Annotated in this window: 17 protein-coding genes; 16 read left to right on the top strand and 1 reads right to left on the bottom strand. The window is 60.2% G+C overall.

The window, feature by feature from the left end; genetic code table 11:
* The first annotated feature begins 11 nt into the window (after positions 1-11).
* The 13 genes from glpK (at position 12) to I4W09_RS08420 (ending at position 12104) form a co-directional block, all read left to right on the top strand.
* Complete coding sequence (gene glpK, locus I4W09_RS08480; RefSeq protein ID WP_052044221.1) at positions 12-1553, top strand: glycerol kinase GlpK; 1542 nt, start codon at positions 12-14, stop codon at positions 1551-1553.
* A 123-nt stretch (positions 1554-1676) separates the two neighbouring features.
* Positions 1677-2324 carry a uracil phosphoribosyltransferase gene (gene upp / locus I4W09_RS08475; protein ID WP_035138786.1) on the top strand — a complete coding sequence of 216 codons (648 nt, stop codon included), beginning with the start codon at positions 1677-1679 and terminating at the stop codon, positions 2322-2324.
* A gap of 282 nt (positions 2325-2606) precedes the next feature.
* Positions 2607-2918: a hypothetical protein gene (locus tag I4W09_RS08470; RefSeq protein ID WP_022094264.1), complete on the top strand. Its 312-nt coding sequence runs from the start codon at positions 2607-2609 to the stop codon at positions 2916-2918.
* 3 nt (positions 2919-2921) lie between these two features.
* On the top strand, positions 2922-3725 hold the full coding sequence (gene atpB / locus I4W09_RS08465; protein WP_022094263.1) for a F0F1 ATP synthase subunit A: 804 nt from the start codon (positions 2922-2924) through the stop codon (positions 3723-3725).
* A gap of 124 nt (positions 3726-3849) precedes the next feature.
* Entirely contained in the window at positions 3850-4044 is a 195-nt protein-coding gene (locus I4W09_RS08460) for an ATP synthase subunit C-like protein (protein WP_022094262.1), read from the top strand.
* Positions 4045-4059: 15 nt separating this feature from the next.
* Entirely contained in the window at positions 4060-4662 is a 603-nt protein-coding gene (atpF, locus tag I4W09_RS08455; protein WP_117716380.1) for a F0F1 ATP synthase subunit B, read from the top strand.
* Positions 4652-5128, top strand: a complete 477-nt coding sequence (locus I4W09_RS08450) for a F0F1 ATP synthase subunit delta (protein WP_196033590.1) — start codon at positions 4652-4654, stop codon at positions 5126-5128. Before atpF ends, I4W09_RS08450 begins: the two co-directional genes overlap by 11 nt.
* Positions 5128-6726, top strand: a complete 1599-nt coding sequence (atpA, locus tag I4W09_RS08445) for a F0F1 ATP synthase subunit alpha (RefSeq protein WP_196033588.1) — start codon at positions 5128-5130, stop codon at positions 6724-6726. The genes I4W09_RS08450 and atpA overlap by 1 nt, the downstream gene beginning before the upstream one ends.
* A 5-nt stretch (positions 6727-6731) precedes the next feature.
* Positions 6732-7640, top strand: a complete 909-nt coding sequence (atpG, locus tag I4W09_RS08440; RefSeq protein ID WP_196033587.1) for an ATP synthase F1 subunit gamma — start codon at positions 6732-6734, stop codon at positions 7638-7640.
* The gene (gene atpD / locus I4W09_RS08435; RefSeq protein ID WP_196033585.1) at positions 7640-9094 is read left to right on the top strand and encodes a F0F1 ATP synthase subunit beta; all 1455 of its coding nucleotides are present in this window, start codon (positions 7640-7642) and stop codon (positions 9092-9094) included. The genes atpG and atpD overlap by 1 nt, the downstream gene beginning before the upstream one ends.
* A gap of 3 nt (positions 9095-9097) precedes the next feature.
* Positions 9098-9490, top strand: a complete 393-nt coding sequence (atpC, locus tag I4W09_RS08430) for an ATP synthase F1 subunit epsilon (protein WP_196033582.1) — start codon at positions 9098-9100, stop codon at positions 9488-9490.
* A gap of 88 nt (positions 9491-9578) precedes the next feature.
* Positions 9579-10862, top strand: a complete 1284-nt coding sequence (gene murA, locus I4W09_RS08425) for a UDP-N-acetylglucosamine 1-carboxyvinyltransferase (RefSeq protein ID WP_196033579.1) — start codon at positions 9579-9581, stop codon at positions 10860-10862.
* A gap of 12 nt (positions 10863-10874) precedes the next feature.
* Entirely contained in the window at positions 10875-12104 is a 1230-nt protein-coding gene (locus tag I4W09_RS08420) for an LCP family protein (RefSeq protein WP_196033576.1), read from the top strand.
* A gap of 335 nt (positions 12105-12439) precedes the next feature.
* On the opposite strand, the gene pepT is transcribed toward I4W09_RS08420, so the two are convergent.
* Positions 12440-13687 carry a peptidase T gene (gene pepT / locus I4W09_RS08415; protein WP_117818412.1) on the bottom strand — a complete coding sequence of 416 codons (1248 nt, stop codon included), beginning with the start codon at positions 13685-13687 and terminating at the stop codon, positions 12440-12442.
* 120 nt (positions 13688-13807) lie between these two features.
* On the opposite strand from pepT, the gene I4W09_RS08410 reads away from it, so the two are divergent.
* The 3 genes from I4W09_RS08410 to I4W09_RS08400 all read left to right on the top strand — a co-directional run bounded on the left by I4W09_RS08410 (position 13808) and on the right by I4W09_RS08400 (position 16691).
* Positions 13808-14230, top strand: coding sequence for a metal-dependent transcriptional regulator (locus I4W09_RS08410; protein WP_040359600.1), 423 nt, complete (start codon positions 13808-13810; stop codon positions 14228-14230).
* A 10-nt stretch (positions 14231-14240) separates the two neighbouring features.
* The gene (locus I4W09_RS08405) at positions 14241-15134 is read left to right on the top strand and encodes a homocysteine S-methyltransferase family protein (protein WP_006235725.1); all 894 of its coding nucleotides are present in this window, start codon (positions 14241-14243) and stop codon (positions 15132-15134) included.
* 156 nt (positions 15135-15290) lie between these two features.
* Positions 15291-16691: a phosphoglucomutase/phosphomannomutase family protein gene (locus I4W09_RS08400; protein WP_271756799.1), complete on the top strand. Its 1401-nt coding sequence runs from the start codon at positions 15291-15293 to the stop codon at positions 16689-16691.
* Positions 16692-16991 lie beyond the last annotated feature (300 nt).

Genomic DNA, 16991 nt, shown 5'->3' with positions numbered 1-16991 from the left:
GGGTGTAAGCGATGTCGTTGAATCTGGGCAGCCTGGGCATGGAAGATGCCTCGTTTAACTTTGGCGGTTCCTACATCATGGCGCTCGACTGCGGCACTACCTCGGTACTCGCGGCCATTGTCGACGAATACGGCTGCATCGTTGCCCAGGCGCGTCGTAGCGTCAAAACCAGCTTCCCGCGCCCCGGCTGGGTGGAGCAGGATCCCACGGAGGTGCTTGCCAGCCAGATCGGCGTGATGATGGAGGTTCAGTTTAAGAGCGGCATCCATTCCGATCGCATCGCCGCCATCGGCATCTCCAACCAGCGCGAGACCACGGTGGTCTGGGACCGCGTGAGCGGCCAGCCCATCTATAACGCCATCGTATGGCAGTGCCGTCGTACCGCGCCGGCGATCGACGCGTTGGTTGAACAGGGTTGCGAGGAGCTGGTGCGCTCCCGCACGGGACTTACGCTTGACCCGTATTTCTCGGCCTCCAAGGTGCAGTGGATTCTCGACAACGTCGACGGCGCACGCGAGAGCGCGGCGGCGGGCGACCTCATGTTTGGCACCATCGACACCTGGCTCATCTACAACCTCACCGGCGGCCAGGTCTTTGCCACCGACTACACCAATGCCAGCCGCACGGCACTCTTTAATATCCATACGCTCGATTGGGACGACGACCTGCTGGCGCTCTTTGACGTTCCACGTTCCATGATGCCCGAGGTTCGCTGGAGCTCGGGCGACTACGGCCGCGTCGCGAGCGACATCATGACCAACATGCCGCCCATCATGGGCGTGGCGGGCGACCAGCAGGCATCGCTGTTCGGCCACTGCTGCTTCTATCCCGGCCAGACCAAAAACACCTATGGCACGGGCTGCTTTATGCTCATGAACACCGGTGACGAGATCGTCGAATCCAAGAATGGCCTGGTCTCCACCATCGGTATCGCTGCGGACGGCAAAGTCAGCTATGCGCTCGAGGGCTCTATTTTTGCCGCCGGTTCAACGATGAACTGGCTTCGCAACAACATGGGCATCATCTCGAGCGTGAGCGAGTCGGCACAACTCGCCGCTTCGATTAGCGACAACGAGGGCTGCTACTTCGTTCCCGCCTTTGCAGGTTTGGGTGCTCCCTGGTGGGACCCGCATGCCCGCGGTATCGTGTGCGGTCTGACCGGCGCCTCGAGCCGTGCGACCATCGTACGTGCCGCCTGCGAATCCATGGCATATCAGAGCTACGACGTGCTGCGCGCCATGGAGCAGGACGTGGGGCTTTCGATTGAGCGCCTGTCTGTCGATGGCGGTGCCTCGCGCAACGAGTTCATCATGCAATTCCAGGCCGACCTGCTGGATATCCCCGTGCTGCAATGCGAGACGGTGGAGACCACGGCAATCGGTGCCGCGTACTTGGCGGGTCTTGCCGTCGGCTATTGGGAAGACCTTGAAGAGCTGGAGCAAAATGCCCAGATCGTTAGGACCTTCCTTCCCCATATGTCCGCCGAGCGTCGCGAGCAAAACCTTGCGGGCTGGCGTGATGCAGTCAAGCGCTCGCTCAGTACCGCACAGTAGGGCTGCGATGGGCTGCTCGATACAACAAACCGCTAAACTTATGCATGGCGTGCGGCGGCAACATTGCTGCGCGCCTTGTCAGCAAGGCCGTTTTGCGGCTGCAACGAAAGGGGCAATCAACCCATGACCGTCACCTACGATGCGTCCCGTGTGACGCTTGTCGATCATCCGCTCGTCCAGCACAAGCTGTCGATCCTGCGCGACAAAAACACCGGCACCAACCAGTTCCGTCAGCTCGTGCGCGAACTCGCGCTTTTTGACGGCTACGAGGCCATGCGCGACCTGCCTATGGAAGACGTCGAGGTCGAGACCCCCATCACTACCGCCACGTTCAAACAGCTTGCCGGCAAGAAACTCGCCATCGTGCCCATCCTGCGTGCGGGCCTTGGCATGGTCGACGGTATCCTCGACCTGGTGCCCTCCGCTCGCGTGGGCCACATCGGCATGGAGCGCGACGAGGTCACCCACGAGCCGCACGAGTATTACTGCAAGATGCCCAAGGATATCGACCAGCGCATCTGCCTGGTCGTCGACCCCATGCTCGCCACGGGCGGTTCGGCCGAGATGGCCATCAGCTACCTGCGCGGGCGCGGTGTCAAGGACATCCGCATGCTGTGCATCGTCGCGGCCCCCGAGGGCCTCAAGTCGCTGACTGAGAAGGATCCCGATGTGCATATCTATACCTGCGCCATCGACGACCATCTCAACGAGGCTGCCTACATCGTTCCCGGTCTCGGCGACGCCGGCGACCGCATCTACGGCACGCTCTAGTCGCTGGGCTAAGACGGCCGCGGCTGCAAATACGAAGAAACGGTGCGCGCGGGCGAGCAAAAGACGACCGCGCGCACTCCTGTTAACGGACGTTTTGCCCTGCAGGGTTCGAGAAAAACGTATTACCGTACCTGCGGCATAAAGAAGGTCTTAAGAAAACGAACAGGTGCGTATTAACCGATGCTTTTTCGGTTGTACTTTAGCGATTGGCTCGTACAATAGTCACAAATGTTTGGCGGGAACTGTCCTGTGAGGCGATAAAAAAGGAAAGTGAGGACGCCAGTGTTTCAGATAGCCGATCTGCTCGCTATCGTTGCAGGCGCCATCGCGGGCGCAATTGCCTTCCTTCCCTTTGTCTTTACGCTCAAGCCGGTTCTTGACGATAAACAGAATGCGGACATGCTCAAGGGTATGGTGAGTCTGGCGGTCTCGGCAATCGCCCTGCTCGTCTTTACCTTGGTTGTGTTTGTGTTGTTCGGAGAGGCATTTCGCATGTTCCTCCTGGGCGAGGCGATCGGCTTCGTGGCCTTTATGGCCGCCTGCACGGTTCGCGTCGCCAAGGCGCTGCGAGATCCTCATGAGGTCGAAAGGTAAGTCGTGGAAATTTTTGAAAAGCTGCCTGATGAGATTAATCATCTGGTCAGCGAGTTCAGCTCCACCCCTGTCGTGGGCGATCTGAGCTGCGGCATCACGCAGTACTCGTTTTGGCTGATCGTCTCCACGATCGTGCTCCTGATCGTCCTGGCCGTGTTCAAGAAGAAGCAGACCCTGGTTCCCAAGGGCTTCTTCGTCAACGGTTTCGAGTACATCATCGAGTACGTCGAGAACGATATCGGCAAGGGCGTCGTGGGTGAGAACTGGAAGAAGCACTTCCCGTTCCTGTGCTCGCTTTTCCTGTTCATCCTGATCAACAACATGATCGGCCTGATCCCGGGAATGAAGCCCGGCACCGGCGCAATCGGCTCCACCGCCGCGCTCGCTATCTTCGCCTTCGTGTACTTCATCTACTACGGATGCAAGGCTCACGGCGTGATCGGCTACATCAAGAGCCTCGCCCCGCAGGGCGTGAGCTTCCCGATGAACGTGCTCGTGTGGGTCGTCGAGCTTTTCTCGACCTTCCTGCGCCTCATCACGCTCGCCGTCCGTCTGTTCTGCAACATGTTCGCAGGACACGTGGTCATGGGCTCGTTCGCCATCATGGCGAGCATGTTCATGCAGCCGCTGCTTCAGCAGGTTTCCGCGGCCCACGCCGTCGGCGCCCTGCCTTCGCTAGCCTGGCTTGCCATCCTCATCCTGATCTACGCGATCGAGCTTGTGGTCGGCGCCATCCAGGCTTACGTCTTCACGGTCCTTACCGCCGTGTATGTCTCCGAGGCAGAGGAGGTCGCGGAGGAGGAGTAGTCTCCCGTTCGCGTCTCAAAGGTAAGGCAATTCGTTCAACCGCCGGTGCCCGTACCCATGGAGCCCGGCAGTTATAAAAAGGTTATCCTGCGTGAAATAAGACACGCACGACAAAGGAGGAATCGTGGGAGTTATCGGTTACGGTCTCGGTGTTATCGGCGCTGGTCTTGCTATCGGCCTGTCTGCTTTGGGTGCTACGGGTGCTATGGCCCGTCAGCCTGAGGTCCAGGGCCGCGTGTTCACCGTCTTCATCATGGGCTCCGCCTTCGGCGAGGCTCTGGCTCTGATCGGCTTCGTTGTCGCGCTGATCGTTAAATAGCACGGAGCGTCAAGTATGAATCTTTCATCCCAGAAGAGCGCGATCGCACTCTCCGCGTCCGCGGCCGCGCTGCTCATGCCGGTTTCCGCGTTCGCCGAGGACGGCGCCGCCGGTGCGGACATCCTCATCCCTAAGATGGCGGAGTTCATCCCGGCGCTCATCGCCTTCCTGATCATCTGGATCGTGCTGGCCAAGGTCGCCCTGCCGGGCATCATGAAAACCATGGAGGAGCGCGGCAAGAAGATCGAGGAGAGCCTCGACGAGGCCGAGAAGACCAAGCAGGAGGCTATTGCCAAGCGCGCCGAGTCTGACTCGATCGTCACCGACGCCCGTCGTCAGGCTGCCGATATCGTTCTCGAGGCCCGCAAGGACGCCGAGTCCGAGCGCGCTCGCATTATCGAGGCTGCGCACAAGGAGGCCGAGGAGATCATCGCCAAGGCCCATACGACCGTCGAGGACGAGCGCAAGTCCATCTACGCCGGTGCCGCGAGCTCCATCGCCGACCTGTCCGTCGCCGTCGCCACCAAGATCGTGGGCGAGGCACTCGAGGACGAGACCGAGCAGAAGAAGCTCATCGAGCGCTACATCCAGGAAGCAGGTAGCCTGAATGCCGACTAGCCGCTATCAGGACAAGGTGCTCGAGACCTACGCGCGCTCCCTCATGGAAGCCGCCAAGGCCGAGGGCCATGTGTTCGAGGACCTCGAGATGATCGAGCGCCTGGCTTCCGCCAGCCCCGAAATCATCGCTGTGCTCGACACCATGTCCAAGCGCGACCAGCTCGACCTTCTTCCCAAGGTGGCAGCTGCCTTTAAGTATGTTGCCGAGGAAGACGAGGATGTAGTGGGCGTGACCGTCACCACGGCGATCCCGCTCGACGACGAGCTGCGTCAAACCATCACTAAGAAATGCGAGCAGGACTTCGGCCGCAAGGTATTCCTTATCGAGCAGGTCGATCCGTCTATCGTGGGCGGCCTGGTGCTCGAGGCCCGCGGCGAGCGTCGTGACATTTCCGTCAAGACGCAGCTGCGCATCGCGCAGGAGACCCTCGCAAACTCTGCTAATACGTACGGAGGTGAAGCCTAATGTCCGAAACCCTCAATGCCCAGGATATCGCCAAGAAACTGCAGGAGCAGCTCACGAGCCTCTCCGCGACGGTCGATACGCATGAGGTTTCTACGGTCGACGAGGTAGGCGACGGCATCGCGCGCGTCTCCGGCCTCAAGAGCGCCATGGCAGGCGAGCTTCTGGAGTTCAAGAGCTCCGATACCGGTGAGACCGTCTTCGGCCTCGCCCAGAACCTTGACCGTGACGAGGTCGGCGCCGTTCTGTTTGGTGCCGTCGACTCCATCAAGGAAGGCGACGAGTGCCGCACCACTGGCCGCATTATGGATATCCCCGTGAGCCGTGCCATGCTCGGCCGCGTCGTCAATCCGCTCGGCCAGCCCATCGACGGTCTGGGTGACATTGTCGCCACGCACCGTCGTCCCATCGAGTTCAAGGCCCCCGGCGTCATCGACCGTACACCGGTGTGCGAGCCGGTTCAGACCGGTCTGTTGGCTATCGACTCCATGGTGCCTATCGGCCGCGGCCAGCGCGAGCTTATCATCGGCGACCGTAAGACCGGTAAGACCGCCATCGCCATCGACGCTATCCTCAACCAGCGTGGCAAGGGCATGGTCTGCATCTATGTCGCCATCGGCCAGAAGGCCTCCACGGTTGCTAACATCCGTGAGACCCTCGCCCAGCACGGTGCGCTCGAATACACCATCATCGTTTCGGCAACCGCTGCCGATTCTGCCCCTATGCAGTACATCGCGCCTATGGCCGGTGCCGCTATCGGCGAGTTCTTCATGTACAACGGCGAGGACGGCAAGCCCGCCAGCGAGACCAACCCCGGCGGTCACGTGCTCGTCATCTACGATGACCTGTCCAAGCAGGCCGTGGCATATCGTCAGATGTCGCTGACGCTGCATCGTCCGCCCGGACGCGAGGCCTATCCTGGCGACATCTTCTACCTGCACTCTCGTCTGCTCGAGCGTGCCGTCAAGATGTCCAAGAAGAACGGTTACGGCTCCATGACGGCCTTGCCGATCATCGAGACCCAGGACGGCGACGTCTCGGCCTACATTCCGACCAACGTCATTTCCATTACCGACGGTCAGATCTACCTGCAGTCCGAGCTCTTCTTCCAGGGCCAGCGCCCGGCAGTCGACGTGGGCATCTCCGTGTCCCGCGTCGGTGGCGATGCACAGACCAAGGCCATGAAGCAGGTCGCCGGCAATCTTCGTCTGGACCTCGCTTCGTACCAGGAGCTCGCCGGCTTTACGCAGTTCGGCTCCGACCTTGACGAGGCTACGCAGAAGCAGCTTACCCACGGCGCTCGCATGACCGAGCTCCTTAAGCAGCCGCGCTACAAGCCGTTTGAGGTTGGCGAGCAGATCGTTACGCTGTTTGCCGGCAACGAGGGCTTCCTGGACGACCTGGAGATCGCCGACGTGCTGCCTTTCCGTGCCGAGCTCATTGAGTACATGGACAACGGTTTTGGCTCGCTGCTCGACAAGGTTCGCGCCAAGAAGATCGACGATGACACCAAGGCTGAGCTCCTGCGCGTCATCGGCGACTTTAAGCAGCAGTTCATGGCCAAGCACCATGCCGACACGACTGGATCAGAGGAGAACTAAGCCCTATGGCCAACCTTCGCGACATTAAGAAGCGAATCTCCTCGGTTACCACGACCAAGCAGATCACGCGCACGATGGAGATGGTCTCTACGGCCAAGATTCGTCGTGCCCTCGATCGCTCCAAGCAGGCCGAGCCCTATAAGGAGGCGCTGACCGACGTCATGTTGACGGTTGCCGGCGACGCCTCCTGCTCGGGCAACGATCCCATGCTGCACAAGCATGAGATCGTTAAGCGCGGCCTGATTGTCGTCATTGCTTCGGACCGCGGCCTTGCCGGCGGTTTCAATACGACGGTGGAGCGTACGGCCGAAAAGCTCGCCGCTTCTTGGGCGAACGATGGCATCGAGTGCGAGGTCATTGCGTGTGGACGAAAGCCGGCCACGTATTTCCGCGACCGCGCAAACGTCATCATGCACTTTGAGGGCAATTCCTCCGAGCCCGATTTCAATCAGGCCCGCATGATCTCCTCTCATATCTGCGATGCGTATCGTGCCGGTGAGCTTGACCGTGTCGAGCTTGTCTACCACCACGCCAAGAACCGCGTGGATCAGGAGCTTCGCGTCGAGCACTTGCTGCCGCTCGATCCCGAGATGATCGCTATGGCCCACGGTCCGCGTAAGAACGAGACCGACGCCCCTAAGCGCATCTCGTCCACGTTCGAGTTCGTGCCCTCTCCCGAGCATGTTCTCGGCAAGCTTGTACCGTCGTATATCCTGACGGTCATCTACCAGGCCCTGATCGATTCGGCGGCCGCCGAGCAGGGAGCACGCCGTAAGGCCATGCACTCCGCGACGGAAAACGCCACCGCGATCATCTCGACCCTTACCCGCACGTATAGTCGCGTGCGTCAGGCTTCGATCACGACCGAGATTAACGAGATCGTCGGCGGAGCCTCAGCATTGGAGGAACAGTAATGGCTAATAACACCGTAAAGCTTGCGGTCGAGGAAGCCACCAAGAAGACGACTGCCGGTGATGGTCGCATCGTGCGTATCATCGGCCCTGTCGTCGACGTCAAGTTTGACGGCGCGGTGCCCCCGATCTACAACGCGCTCACGGTCGAGGCCGAGACCCCGATCGGTCACCTGAGCACGATCCTCGAGGTCGAGAGCCAGCTTCCGGGCGGCGTCGTCCGCACGGTCGCCATGTCCTCGACCGACGGCCTGCAGCGCGGCCTTGTCGCCACCGATACCGGTGAGCCCATGAAGATGCCCGTTGGCCCCAAGACGCTCGGTCGCATTTGGAACGTTATGGGTAAGCCCGTTGACGGCAAGCCCATGCCCGAGGTGGAGGAGTTCTACCCCATTCACCACTCAGCGCCCCGCTTTGACGAGCTCACCACCAAGACCGAGATCTTCGAGACCGGTATCAAGGCCGTCGACCTTCTTGAGCCCTACATTCGTGGCGGTAAGACGGGCCTGTTCGGTGGCGCCGGCGTCGGCAAGACCGTTCTGATTCAGGAACTCATCAACAACCTCGCCCAGGAGCACGGCGGCACCTCGGTGTTCACCGGCGTCGGCGAGCGTACCCGTGAGGGCACCGACCTTTATCTCGAGATGAGCGAGTCTGGCGTTATCGACAAGACTTGCTTGGTCTACGGTCAGATGAACGAGCCGCCTGGAGCGCGTCTGCGCATCGGTCTGGCCGGCCTCACCACCGCTGAGTACTTCCGCGATCGTGGCCAGGACGTCCTGCTGTTCATCGACAACATCTTCCGCTTCTCCCAGGCAGGTTCCGAGGTTTCCGCACTGCTGGGCCGTATGCCGTCCGCCGTTGGTTACCAGCCCACGCTGGCAACCGAGATGGGCGACCTCCAGGAGCGCATTACCTCGACCAAGACGGGCTCCATCACCTCCGTCCAGGCCGTCTACGTCCCTGCAGACGACCTGACCGACCCGGCGCCTGCCACGACGTTTACGCACCTCGACGCCACTACGGTCCTTTCGCGTAGCATTTCGTCGCTCGGTCTGTTCCCGGCTATCGACCCGCTCGCGTCTTCCTCCGACGCTCTCGATCCCTCGATCGTCGGCGAGGAGCACTACCGTGTCGCCGTCAAGGTCCAGGAGCTCCTGCAGGAGTACTCCGACCTTCAGGACATCATCGCCATTCTGGGTATGGACGAGCTGTCCGAGGAGCAGCGCCTTACGGTCAACCGTGCCCGTAAGATCCAGCAGTTCCTCTCCCAGTCCTTCCACGTTGCCGAGAAGTTCACCGGCAACCCCGGTGTCTACGTCCGCGTCGAGGATACCGTCCGCTCCTTCGCCGAGATTGTCGACGGCAAGGCCGATGACCTGCCCGAGCAGGCTTTCCGCTATGCTTCCACGATTGAGGACGTGCGCGAGCGCGCCCGCAAGATGGGGGAGAAGTAGGTTATGCGTATCCGCATCGTGTGCCCCGTGAGCTGCGCCTATGAGAGCGACGCTGCGTTTGTGTCGATTCCGTCCACGGATGGCGAGTTTGGCGTTCTGCCTGCTCACTCCAGCGAGATTTGCACGATCGACCGCGGTTACGTTCGCGTTTCCGATAAGGCCATGGGCACTGTCGACCACACGTTTGCCGTGGCCGGCGGCTATGCCCAGGTTGCGGACGATGTCGTGACCGTTCTCGCCGAGCGCGCTTGCGATTTGGCGACCGTCGATGCCGACAAGCTTAAAGCTGATATTCAAGGTTTTGAAGAGAAGCTGGGTAATTTGTCGGAGGATGATGCACGCCGCGCCTACCTCTATAATGAAATCGCATGGTGTAAGCTCAAGCTTGCCCAATAGTCAAACGATTTAGCGTTCGACCATTTGCGAACACATCATGCCCGGGATGGCCTAGCCACCCCGGGCATGCTTTTTGAAAGGGTAGACCTTGGATATTATCCGCGTTGAGGGTGGCCACGCCATCGGAGGCTCCGTGCCCGTCTCGGGTGCCAAGAACTCCGCGCTCAAACTCATGGCGGCAACGCTTCTGGCGCCGGGCAAGACGACGCTGCAGAACGTGCCAGATATTTCTGATGTCCACGTGATGGGCAAGGTGCTCAAGGGCATGGGCGCAACGATTGATGTTCTCGACGAGCACACGCTCGAGATTGATACCTCTCAGGTCGATTCCTGGGAGGCTCCCTATGAGCTCGTCGCTAAGATGCGTGCTTCCACCGCCGTCATGGGGCCCCTCCTGGGCCGCTTCCATCGCGCCAAGATCGCCATGCCGGGTGGCTGCAACCTAGGTGCTCGCAAGATCGACATGCATATCCTGGGTCTCGAGGCCCTGGGCGTTGAGTTCGACACCGCCCACGGCTACATCAACGCCAACGCGCCTCAGGGCCTGCGCGGTACCACCGTCACGCTCGAGTTTGCCAGTGTCGGTGCGACCGAGAACCTCATCATGGCTGCCGTGCGCGCGCAGGGCACCACGGTTATCGACAACGCGGCTCGCGAGCCCGAGATCGTCGATCTCGCTAACATGCTCAACGAAATGGGTGCCAAGATTGTCGGCGCCGGTACGCCTGTCGTGACCATCGAGGGCGTGGAAGAGCTGCATCCTGTTACCCATCGCGTGGTGGGCGACCGCATCGAGGCTGGTACCTTTATCGTTGCCGGTGCGTTGATGGCCGACGATCGCGGCGTCGATGTCACGGGCTTTTGCCCCATTCACTTGGGCATGGTTCTCAAAAAGATGGAGCTCATGGGTATCGACTGCGAGCGCGTCGAGGATGGCGTCCATGTGAGGCGTGCCGAGCGTATCAAGCCGGTCGATATCCAGACGCTTCCGTTCCCCGGCTTCCCGACGGACATGCAGGCGCAGATCATGGTACTCTCCGCCCTTGCCGATGGTAGCTCCGTTATCACCGAGAACATCTTCGAGAATCGTTTTATGTTCGCATCCGAGTTGGTGCGAATGGGTGCCGATATTCGCATCGAGAGCCATCACGCCATGATTCACGGCGTCAAGGGTTTCTCGGGTGCGCAGGTTACCTCGCCCGATCTGCGCGGCGGTGCAGCTCTTGTTGTCGCTGGTCTGATTGCCGATGGCACGACCGAGGTGTCGGCCATCCATCACATCAAGCGCGGCTATGAGCGGTTTGTCGAAAAGCTGCAGGCGCTTGGCGCTCACGTCGAGCACGCCACTGTCCCCGATCCCGTCATCTACTAATGCAGGTTGCCTATGTTTAAGAAAAAGCCCCTTGCGGAATCCCGAAGACCTTCGACCGGCGCGCAGGCCAAGATCTATAGCCGTGATAACGTCGCCCGCTATTCCGAGCGCGCCCGTCAGCGCCGCCGTGGCCACACGGTTCGCCGCGTCGCGCTTATTGCCGTGCTCGGTGTGCTGCTGAGCGCAACGACTGCCGCCGGCCTGTGGTTCGCCACCATTATGGGCAAGCTCGGCGATTCCAACGTCATTACCGACAACCTACGCCAGATTCTAGTCGATACCGACGAGGCAAAAGACCCGTTCTACGTGCTGCTCCTTGGTACCGACGGTCGCCCGGGCGAGGATACGTATCGTGCCGACTCGATTATCCTGGCACGCATCGACCCCACGCAAAAGCAGGCGACGCTCATTTCCGTTCCGCGCGACACCAAGGTCGAGTACAAGGGCGAGACCATGAAGATCAACGCCTGCCATACCGTTGGCGGCGCCGAGGCCATGGTCGAGGCGGTCAACGAGCTGTGCGGTGTTCAGATTTCCCACTATGCCGAGGTCAGCTTCGACGGTATGCAGGCGCTGATTGATTCGGTTGGCGGTATCGACATTAACGCAACCGATGATGTTGACGACCCCGAGCACCTGGATATTAAGATTACCGCTGGTCAGCAGCATATGGACGGCGCCACCGCCCTTACCTATGCCCGCTGCCGCTACACCTATGCCGACGGCGATTACACGCGCATGCGCCACCAGCGTCAGGTACTTGGCGCCCTTGCCAACCAGATTCTCAATAACTTCGATGCCACGAAGATCTTTGGCCTGGTTAATTCGCTGTCCGATATGCTCGTAACCGATATGAGCGTTCAGGATATCGTGGCTACGGTCAACGCCATGCGCGGTATGGATGTCGACGGTATCTACTCGGCCAACCTGCCCTCGTACGCCGACGACAGCACCATGATCGACGGTGTGAGCTACGTCTTTGTCTACGAGGACGAGCTCAAGGAAATGATGGAGCGCGTCGACGCCGGCAAGGACCCCAAGGGTCCCAACACCATGGGCCTTTCCGACGGTTCCAGCTCTACGATCGGCGACCTGAACAACAACACGTCTGACGACTACGCAAACGGTACCGCAACCTCATCGGTCAGCTCTGACGATTCCGATGACTCAAGCGATTCGAGCGATTCGGACTACTACGAAGAGCCCACCGGCGACGGCAACGGCTACGAAGCCAACTACTAGAGTTACGGCGTTTTACCAAACGCCGTAACGACTCGACGCTGCGCGGGCCGCATTTGGACAATCTGACGTTCAACTTCAAGGGCGCGACCAGAAGGTCAGCGCCCTTTCGCTTCACGTCACCTTGTCTCAAATGCGACCCGCTCGCTGTCGTTGCCAAAACATCGGCGTTGCCGGAACACTTGGCACTTGGGGACGTTCCTTTTGTACCGGCAGTTTGGGACACTCCTTGCGTTAAGAGGCTGGCGTGCGTCAACCTGTTCTCATTGCAGCAAAAAAATCGCCCCGTTCTTGGTTGAGGACGGGGCGATTCGTCTTTTGGACTTGTGCAGCCAGGCTTATGCAAAGCGGGCGACGAGCTCCTGGAGCACGTCGGTCATCTTGACGAGCGAACTGACCGGGACGAACTCGTTGACGCCGTGGTAGCAATAGCCGCCGGTGGAAAGGTTGGGGCAGGGCAGACCGCGGAACGACAGCTGAGCGCCGTCGGTGCCGCCGCGAATCGGCAGCACTTGGGGCTCAACGCCGCAGGCAAGGTAGGCTTCCTTGGCAACATCAATAAGCTCGGGATAGTCACGAACGATCTCGGCCATATTTCGATACTGCTGCTTAATCTCGACCGTCACGCGCTCCTCACCCAGACGCTGGTTGAGCATCGAGGCGGCGGCATCAATAAGGTCGAGTTTCTGCTGGAACTTGGCGGCGTCATGGTCGCGGACGATATAGCGCGCTGTGGCGTGATCGACGGTCGCAGATACACCCTCAAGGTGATAAAAGCCCTCGTAGCCTTCCGTATACTCCGGGCGCTGCACGTAGGGGAGCAACGCGTTGAAGTCGCAGAACAGATTGCCTGCGTTGACCATACGGCCCTTAGCGTCGCCCGGGTGGATGGACTGGCCCTCAAAGCGGACGGTCGCCTCGGCGGCGTTAAAGCACTCCCACTCCAGTTCGCCGATGGGGCCGCCGTCGACCGTGTAGGCGTACTTGCAGCCAAAGGTATCGATATCCAACAGCTCGGCTCCGTGGCCGATCTCCTCGTCAGGGCAGAAGCAAATGCCGAGTGCGGGATGGGGCAGAGAGGGGTCCTGAGCGATACGCGCGACAAGTGACATGATCTCGGCGACGCCTGCCTTGTCGTCCGCGCCCAGCAGCGTGGTGCCATCGCTGCAGACCAGGTCCTCACCCGCGAGGTCGTTCAGGGCGGGAAGCTTGGCGGTACTCATGGCAACGGGCTTACCGTCAACCGTGCCGCAGACCAGGTCGCCGCCTTCGTAGTGTACGATGTGCGGTTTCACGCCGGCACCCGGTGCAACTTCGGTGGTGTCGAGATGGGCGATCAGGCCCAGGGCGGGCTTGTCCTCAGCGCCCGCACTTGCGGGGATATGCGCGCAGACATAGGCGTGCTCGGTCACGTGGGCATCTTCCGCACCAAGCTCGCGCAGCTCTTCAGCCAGCACGTTGGCAAGGTCAAACTGAACGGCGCTCGAGGGTACCTGGTCGCAGTTTGCATCCTCGGACTGCGTGTTGATCTGGACGTAGCGCAAAAAGCGCTCGAGGACATCGGGGTTCGTGGTGGTGTTTTCCATAAAGACCGCTCCAATCTTGGTCGTCGTGTGCAACAAGAACTCTAGCACGGTATGCCACGGCATACCGCGACGCTTGGATGGGGTAGAATCAGCCATTGAATGCAGAAGGGACGGAAGATCATGGATACGACAAATAGCTCGCGCGAACTACATCTGACGGTGGCGAACGAAGACTACTTGGAGTGCATGGTTCGCATTGAAAGCGAAGAGGGGGAAACCAACGGCGTTCGATCGGTCGACATCGCGCAGCGCCTTGGCGTCTCCAAGGCATCGGTCAATAAAGCGGTTTCGGCTCTCAAGGCATCCGAGCTTGTCGAGCAATCGCACTACGGCAAGGTGATCCTGACCGATCGCGGCCGCGAGGTTGGCACGGCTATCTGGTACCGTCATCGCCTCATCCGCACGTTTTTGGTTCAGGAGCTCGGTGTCGAATTTGAGCGAGCCGATTCCGAGGCCTGCATGATGGAGCATGCGCTATCCGAGGACACGATGAGCCGCTGGCTCGCCTATCTCGAAAAGCAGGGAATCAGCGTCGAGGAATAGCGGGATATATATGGATACGAGTTATTACAACCGCTTTGGTGCCGAGGAACTTACGCGCCGCTTGTCGAGCGAGACCTTGTTGGCGCAGGGCCCCATGGGCAGTGTTTTGTTGAGTGAGTACGATGCCGCCGACATTCCACCGGCGTTTTGGAATCTGGCAGAGCCGCAGACCGTTTCTCGTATCCATCGCTTGTATGTCGCCGCCGGCGCGCAGGTGCTCATTACCAATACCTTTCAGGCATCGAGCTATGCCCTCAAGCACGACCAGATTGCGCCGTCCGTGGCGGAGGTCAATCGCGGGGCCGTCGACGATGCCCGCCAGGCGCACCCTCAGCTACTGCTGGGCTCGATGGGCCCGATCGGTATTGAGTGGTTTGCCGAGGACTCTGTCGAGTATCGTGAAATCCGCGGCATTGCGCGCGAACAGGCGCACGCCTTGCTCAATGCTGGTGTTGACGGTCTGCTGATCGAGACGGTGACGTCTATCCGTAATCTGCAGCCCATGCTTGCCGGCGCCCGAGATGCCGCCGACGGCATGCCTGTTCTGGTGAGTTTTGTCGTTGACGATAAAGGCGACCTGCTGGGCGATGGCCTCAACATCGAGGCAGCCGTTTTGTACGCCGAAAAACACGGCGCAAACTCGGTTGGTGTTAATTGCTGTTCGCTTGCGGCCGCGAACGCGGCGGTGCCCAGGATGGTTGCATCGGCGACAACTCCCGTCACGGTGCGTCCCAACGTAGGCGATCCGGTCCAGACTCAGGATGGTCCCGTATGGCACGAGAACCCCGAAGCTTTCGCGCGCGCATGCATCGAATGGAGACATGCCGGTGCCGCAATGGTGGGCAGTTGCTGTGGAACCACGGCAATCACTACGGCCGCGATGGCCGAGGCGCTCGATATATAAAGGGCAAACCGCTCCATACGGGGCGGTTTTTTATTGTTTGCATGTCCTCGGCAGCATTTGCCCAAATGGTGAATGCTGGTGCCGGCAGGTTGCCGAGTGCATGTTGCGGGTATACCCCATGCGTACCATGATCCAAACACTGTGAGGTGTCTGCGCGTGTGCGCGATAATTCATTTTGGAACTGACGGTTGGCGTGCTCGCGTCGATGAGGACTTCACTGCCGATAACGTTGCCCGTATCGCCGATGCCGTCGGCGAGTTGTGGCAAAAGACCAATCCGGGCAAAACGGTATATATAGGGTTCGACACCCGGCCCCTGGCGCGCGAGTTCGCTGAGCTTGCGGCGGGCGTGCTAGCAGCGCACGGGCTAGACGCCGTGCTCGCTTCGCGACCTGTCCCGACCCCTGCCCTTACGTGGGCGGCGGCTTATGACGGTGAAGCGTGCGGCGCGCTCATGGTGACGGGGTCCCATCATCCGCAGGGCTATCTGTGCCTCAAGATTCGCATGGGTGACGGCTCGACCGCCAACCAGGATGTCATCGAAGAGCTCGAAGAGACTATGGCTCCCGAGCCAATGGGGATCGAGGGGCAATATCGCACCGCGGATATCATTCCTGACTATATGCAGGCGGTGGCATCGTTTGTCGATGCCGAAGCCATCCGCGCCGCGCACCTGCGCGTGGTTGTCGATCCCATGGGCGGCGCAGCCCAGGGCTATCTAGCCGACTTGCTGCGCGAGCTTGGCGTTGAGGTGCACGAGATTCACGCCGGGCAGGCGTCTGACCAAGAAGATATCTGCCCCGACCCCGTTGAACCGTGGGTGGACGCTTGCGAGCGCACGGTTATCGAGGACGGAGCTTGCGCTGGCCTGGTGACCGACGGCGACGCCGACCGTATCGGCGCGGTTGACGAGCGCGGCAGATATATACATCCGCATCAGATCATGGCGCTCGTTTTGGGCGACTTGGTTCAATTTCGTAATTTGGAGGGGCGCGTCGTCGTCAATCTTTCATGCTCGACGCTCGTGCGTCGCATTGCCGAGGCGCTTGGCTGCCGCGTGACCGTCAAACCAGTCGGTTTCAAATATATAGCGGCAGAGATGAAGAAGGGCGGCGTCCTCATGGGCGGCGAAGAAGCCGGTGGTATCGGCATCGCCGCGCATATGCCCGAGCGCGATGGAATCCTCGCCTGTCTGATTCTGTGTGAGCTTATGGCAAAGACGGACGCGCCTTTGGGCGTTCTGGTCGACCAACTCGAGGACAGTTTTGGTAAGACGAGTTACGGTCGACGCGATTTGCGCCTTGAGGCCGAAGATGCCGAAACGTTACGAACCCTGCTGCCGGGCGTAAACCCCAAGTCGATTTGTGGCAAGGCGCCGCAAAACGTTAGTCATATGGATGGCTTGCGTTTGGCATTCGGGGATGACACGTGGCTGCTGGTCCGTCCTAGCGGGACCGAACCAGTGGTGCGCGTCTACGCCGAGGGGTTCTCGGTGGAAGAACGTGATGAGTTGCTCGATGCTGGCTGTGCTTTAGCTAGGGGGACGTATCCGCTTTAACCATGAGACTGCCTTATATAAAGAGATGCTCGGCGAGCGGTAGGTAACGGCTGGCAAACGTTAGTCGGATTCCAAGATGTGTAGGAAATGTGTACGCCTAGATTCCCGCCCCCGGCGCCCCTCCGGTCTGGCAATATATCTCCTTGCCGCGCGGCCCGGTCGGACCGGACAGCCGCGCAGGCGTGCACCTTGAGAACCGGATACTGCGAGGATGGACACTTCAAGTGTCGCATCCGGGCAGACATCGAACCATTTGAAATGGTCTAACTTGGATTTGTTTTTCGCAAGGCCGCCGAGAGG

Source organism: Collinsella aerofaciens, assembly GCF_015670795.1.
Classification (GTDB): domain Bacteria; phylum Actinomycetota; class Coriobacteriia; order Coriobacteriales; family Coriobacteriaceae; genus Collinsella; species Collinsella aerofaciens_Q.
This window is presented reverse-complemented; position numbering and strand designations above follow the sequence as displayed.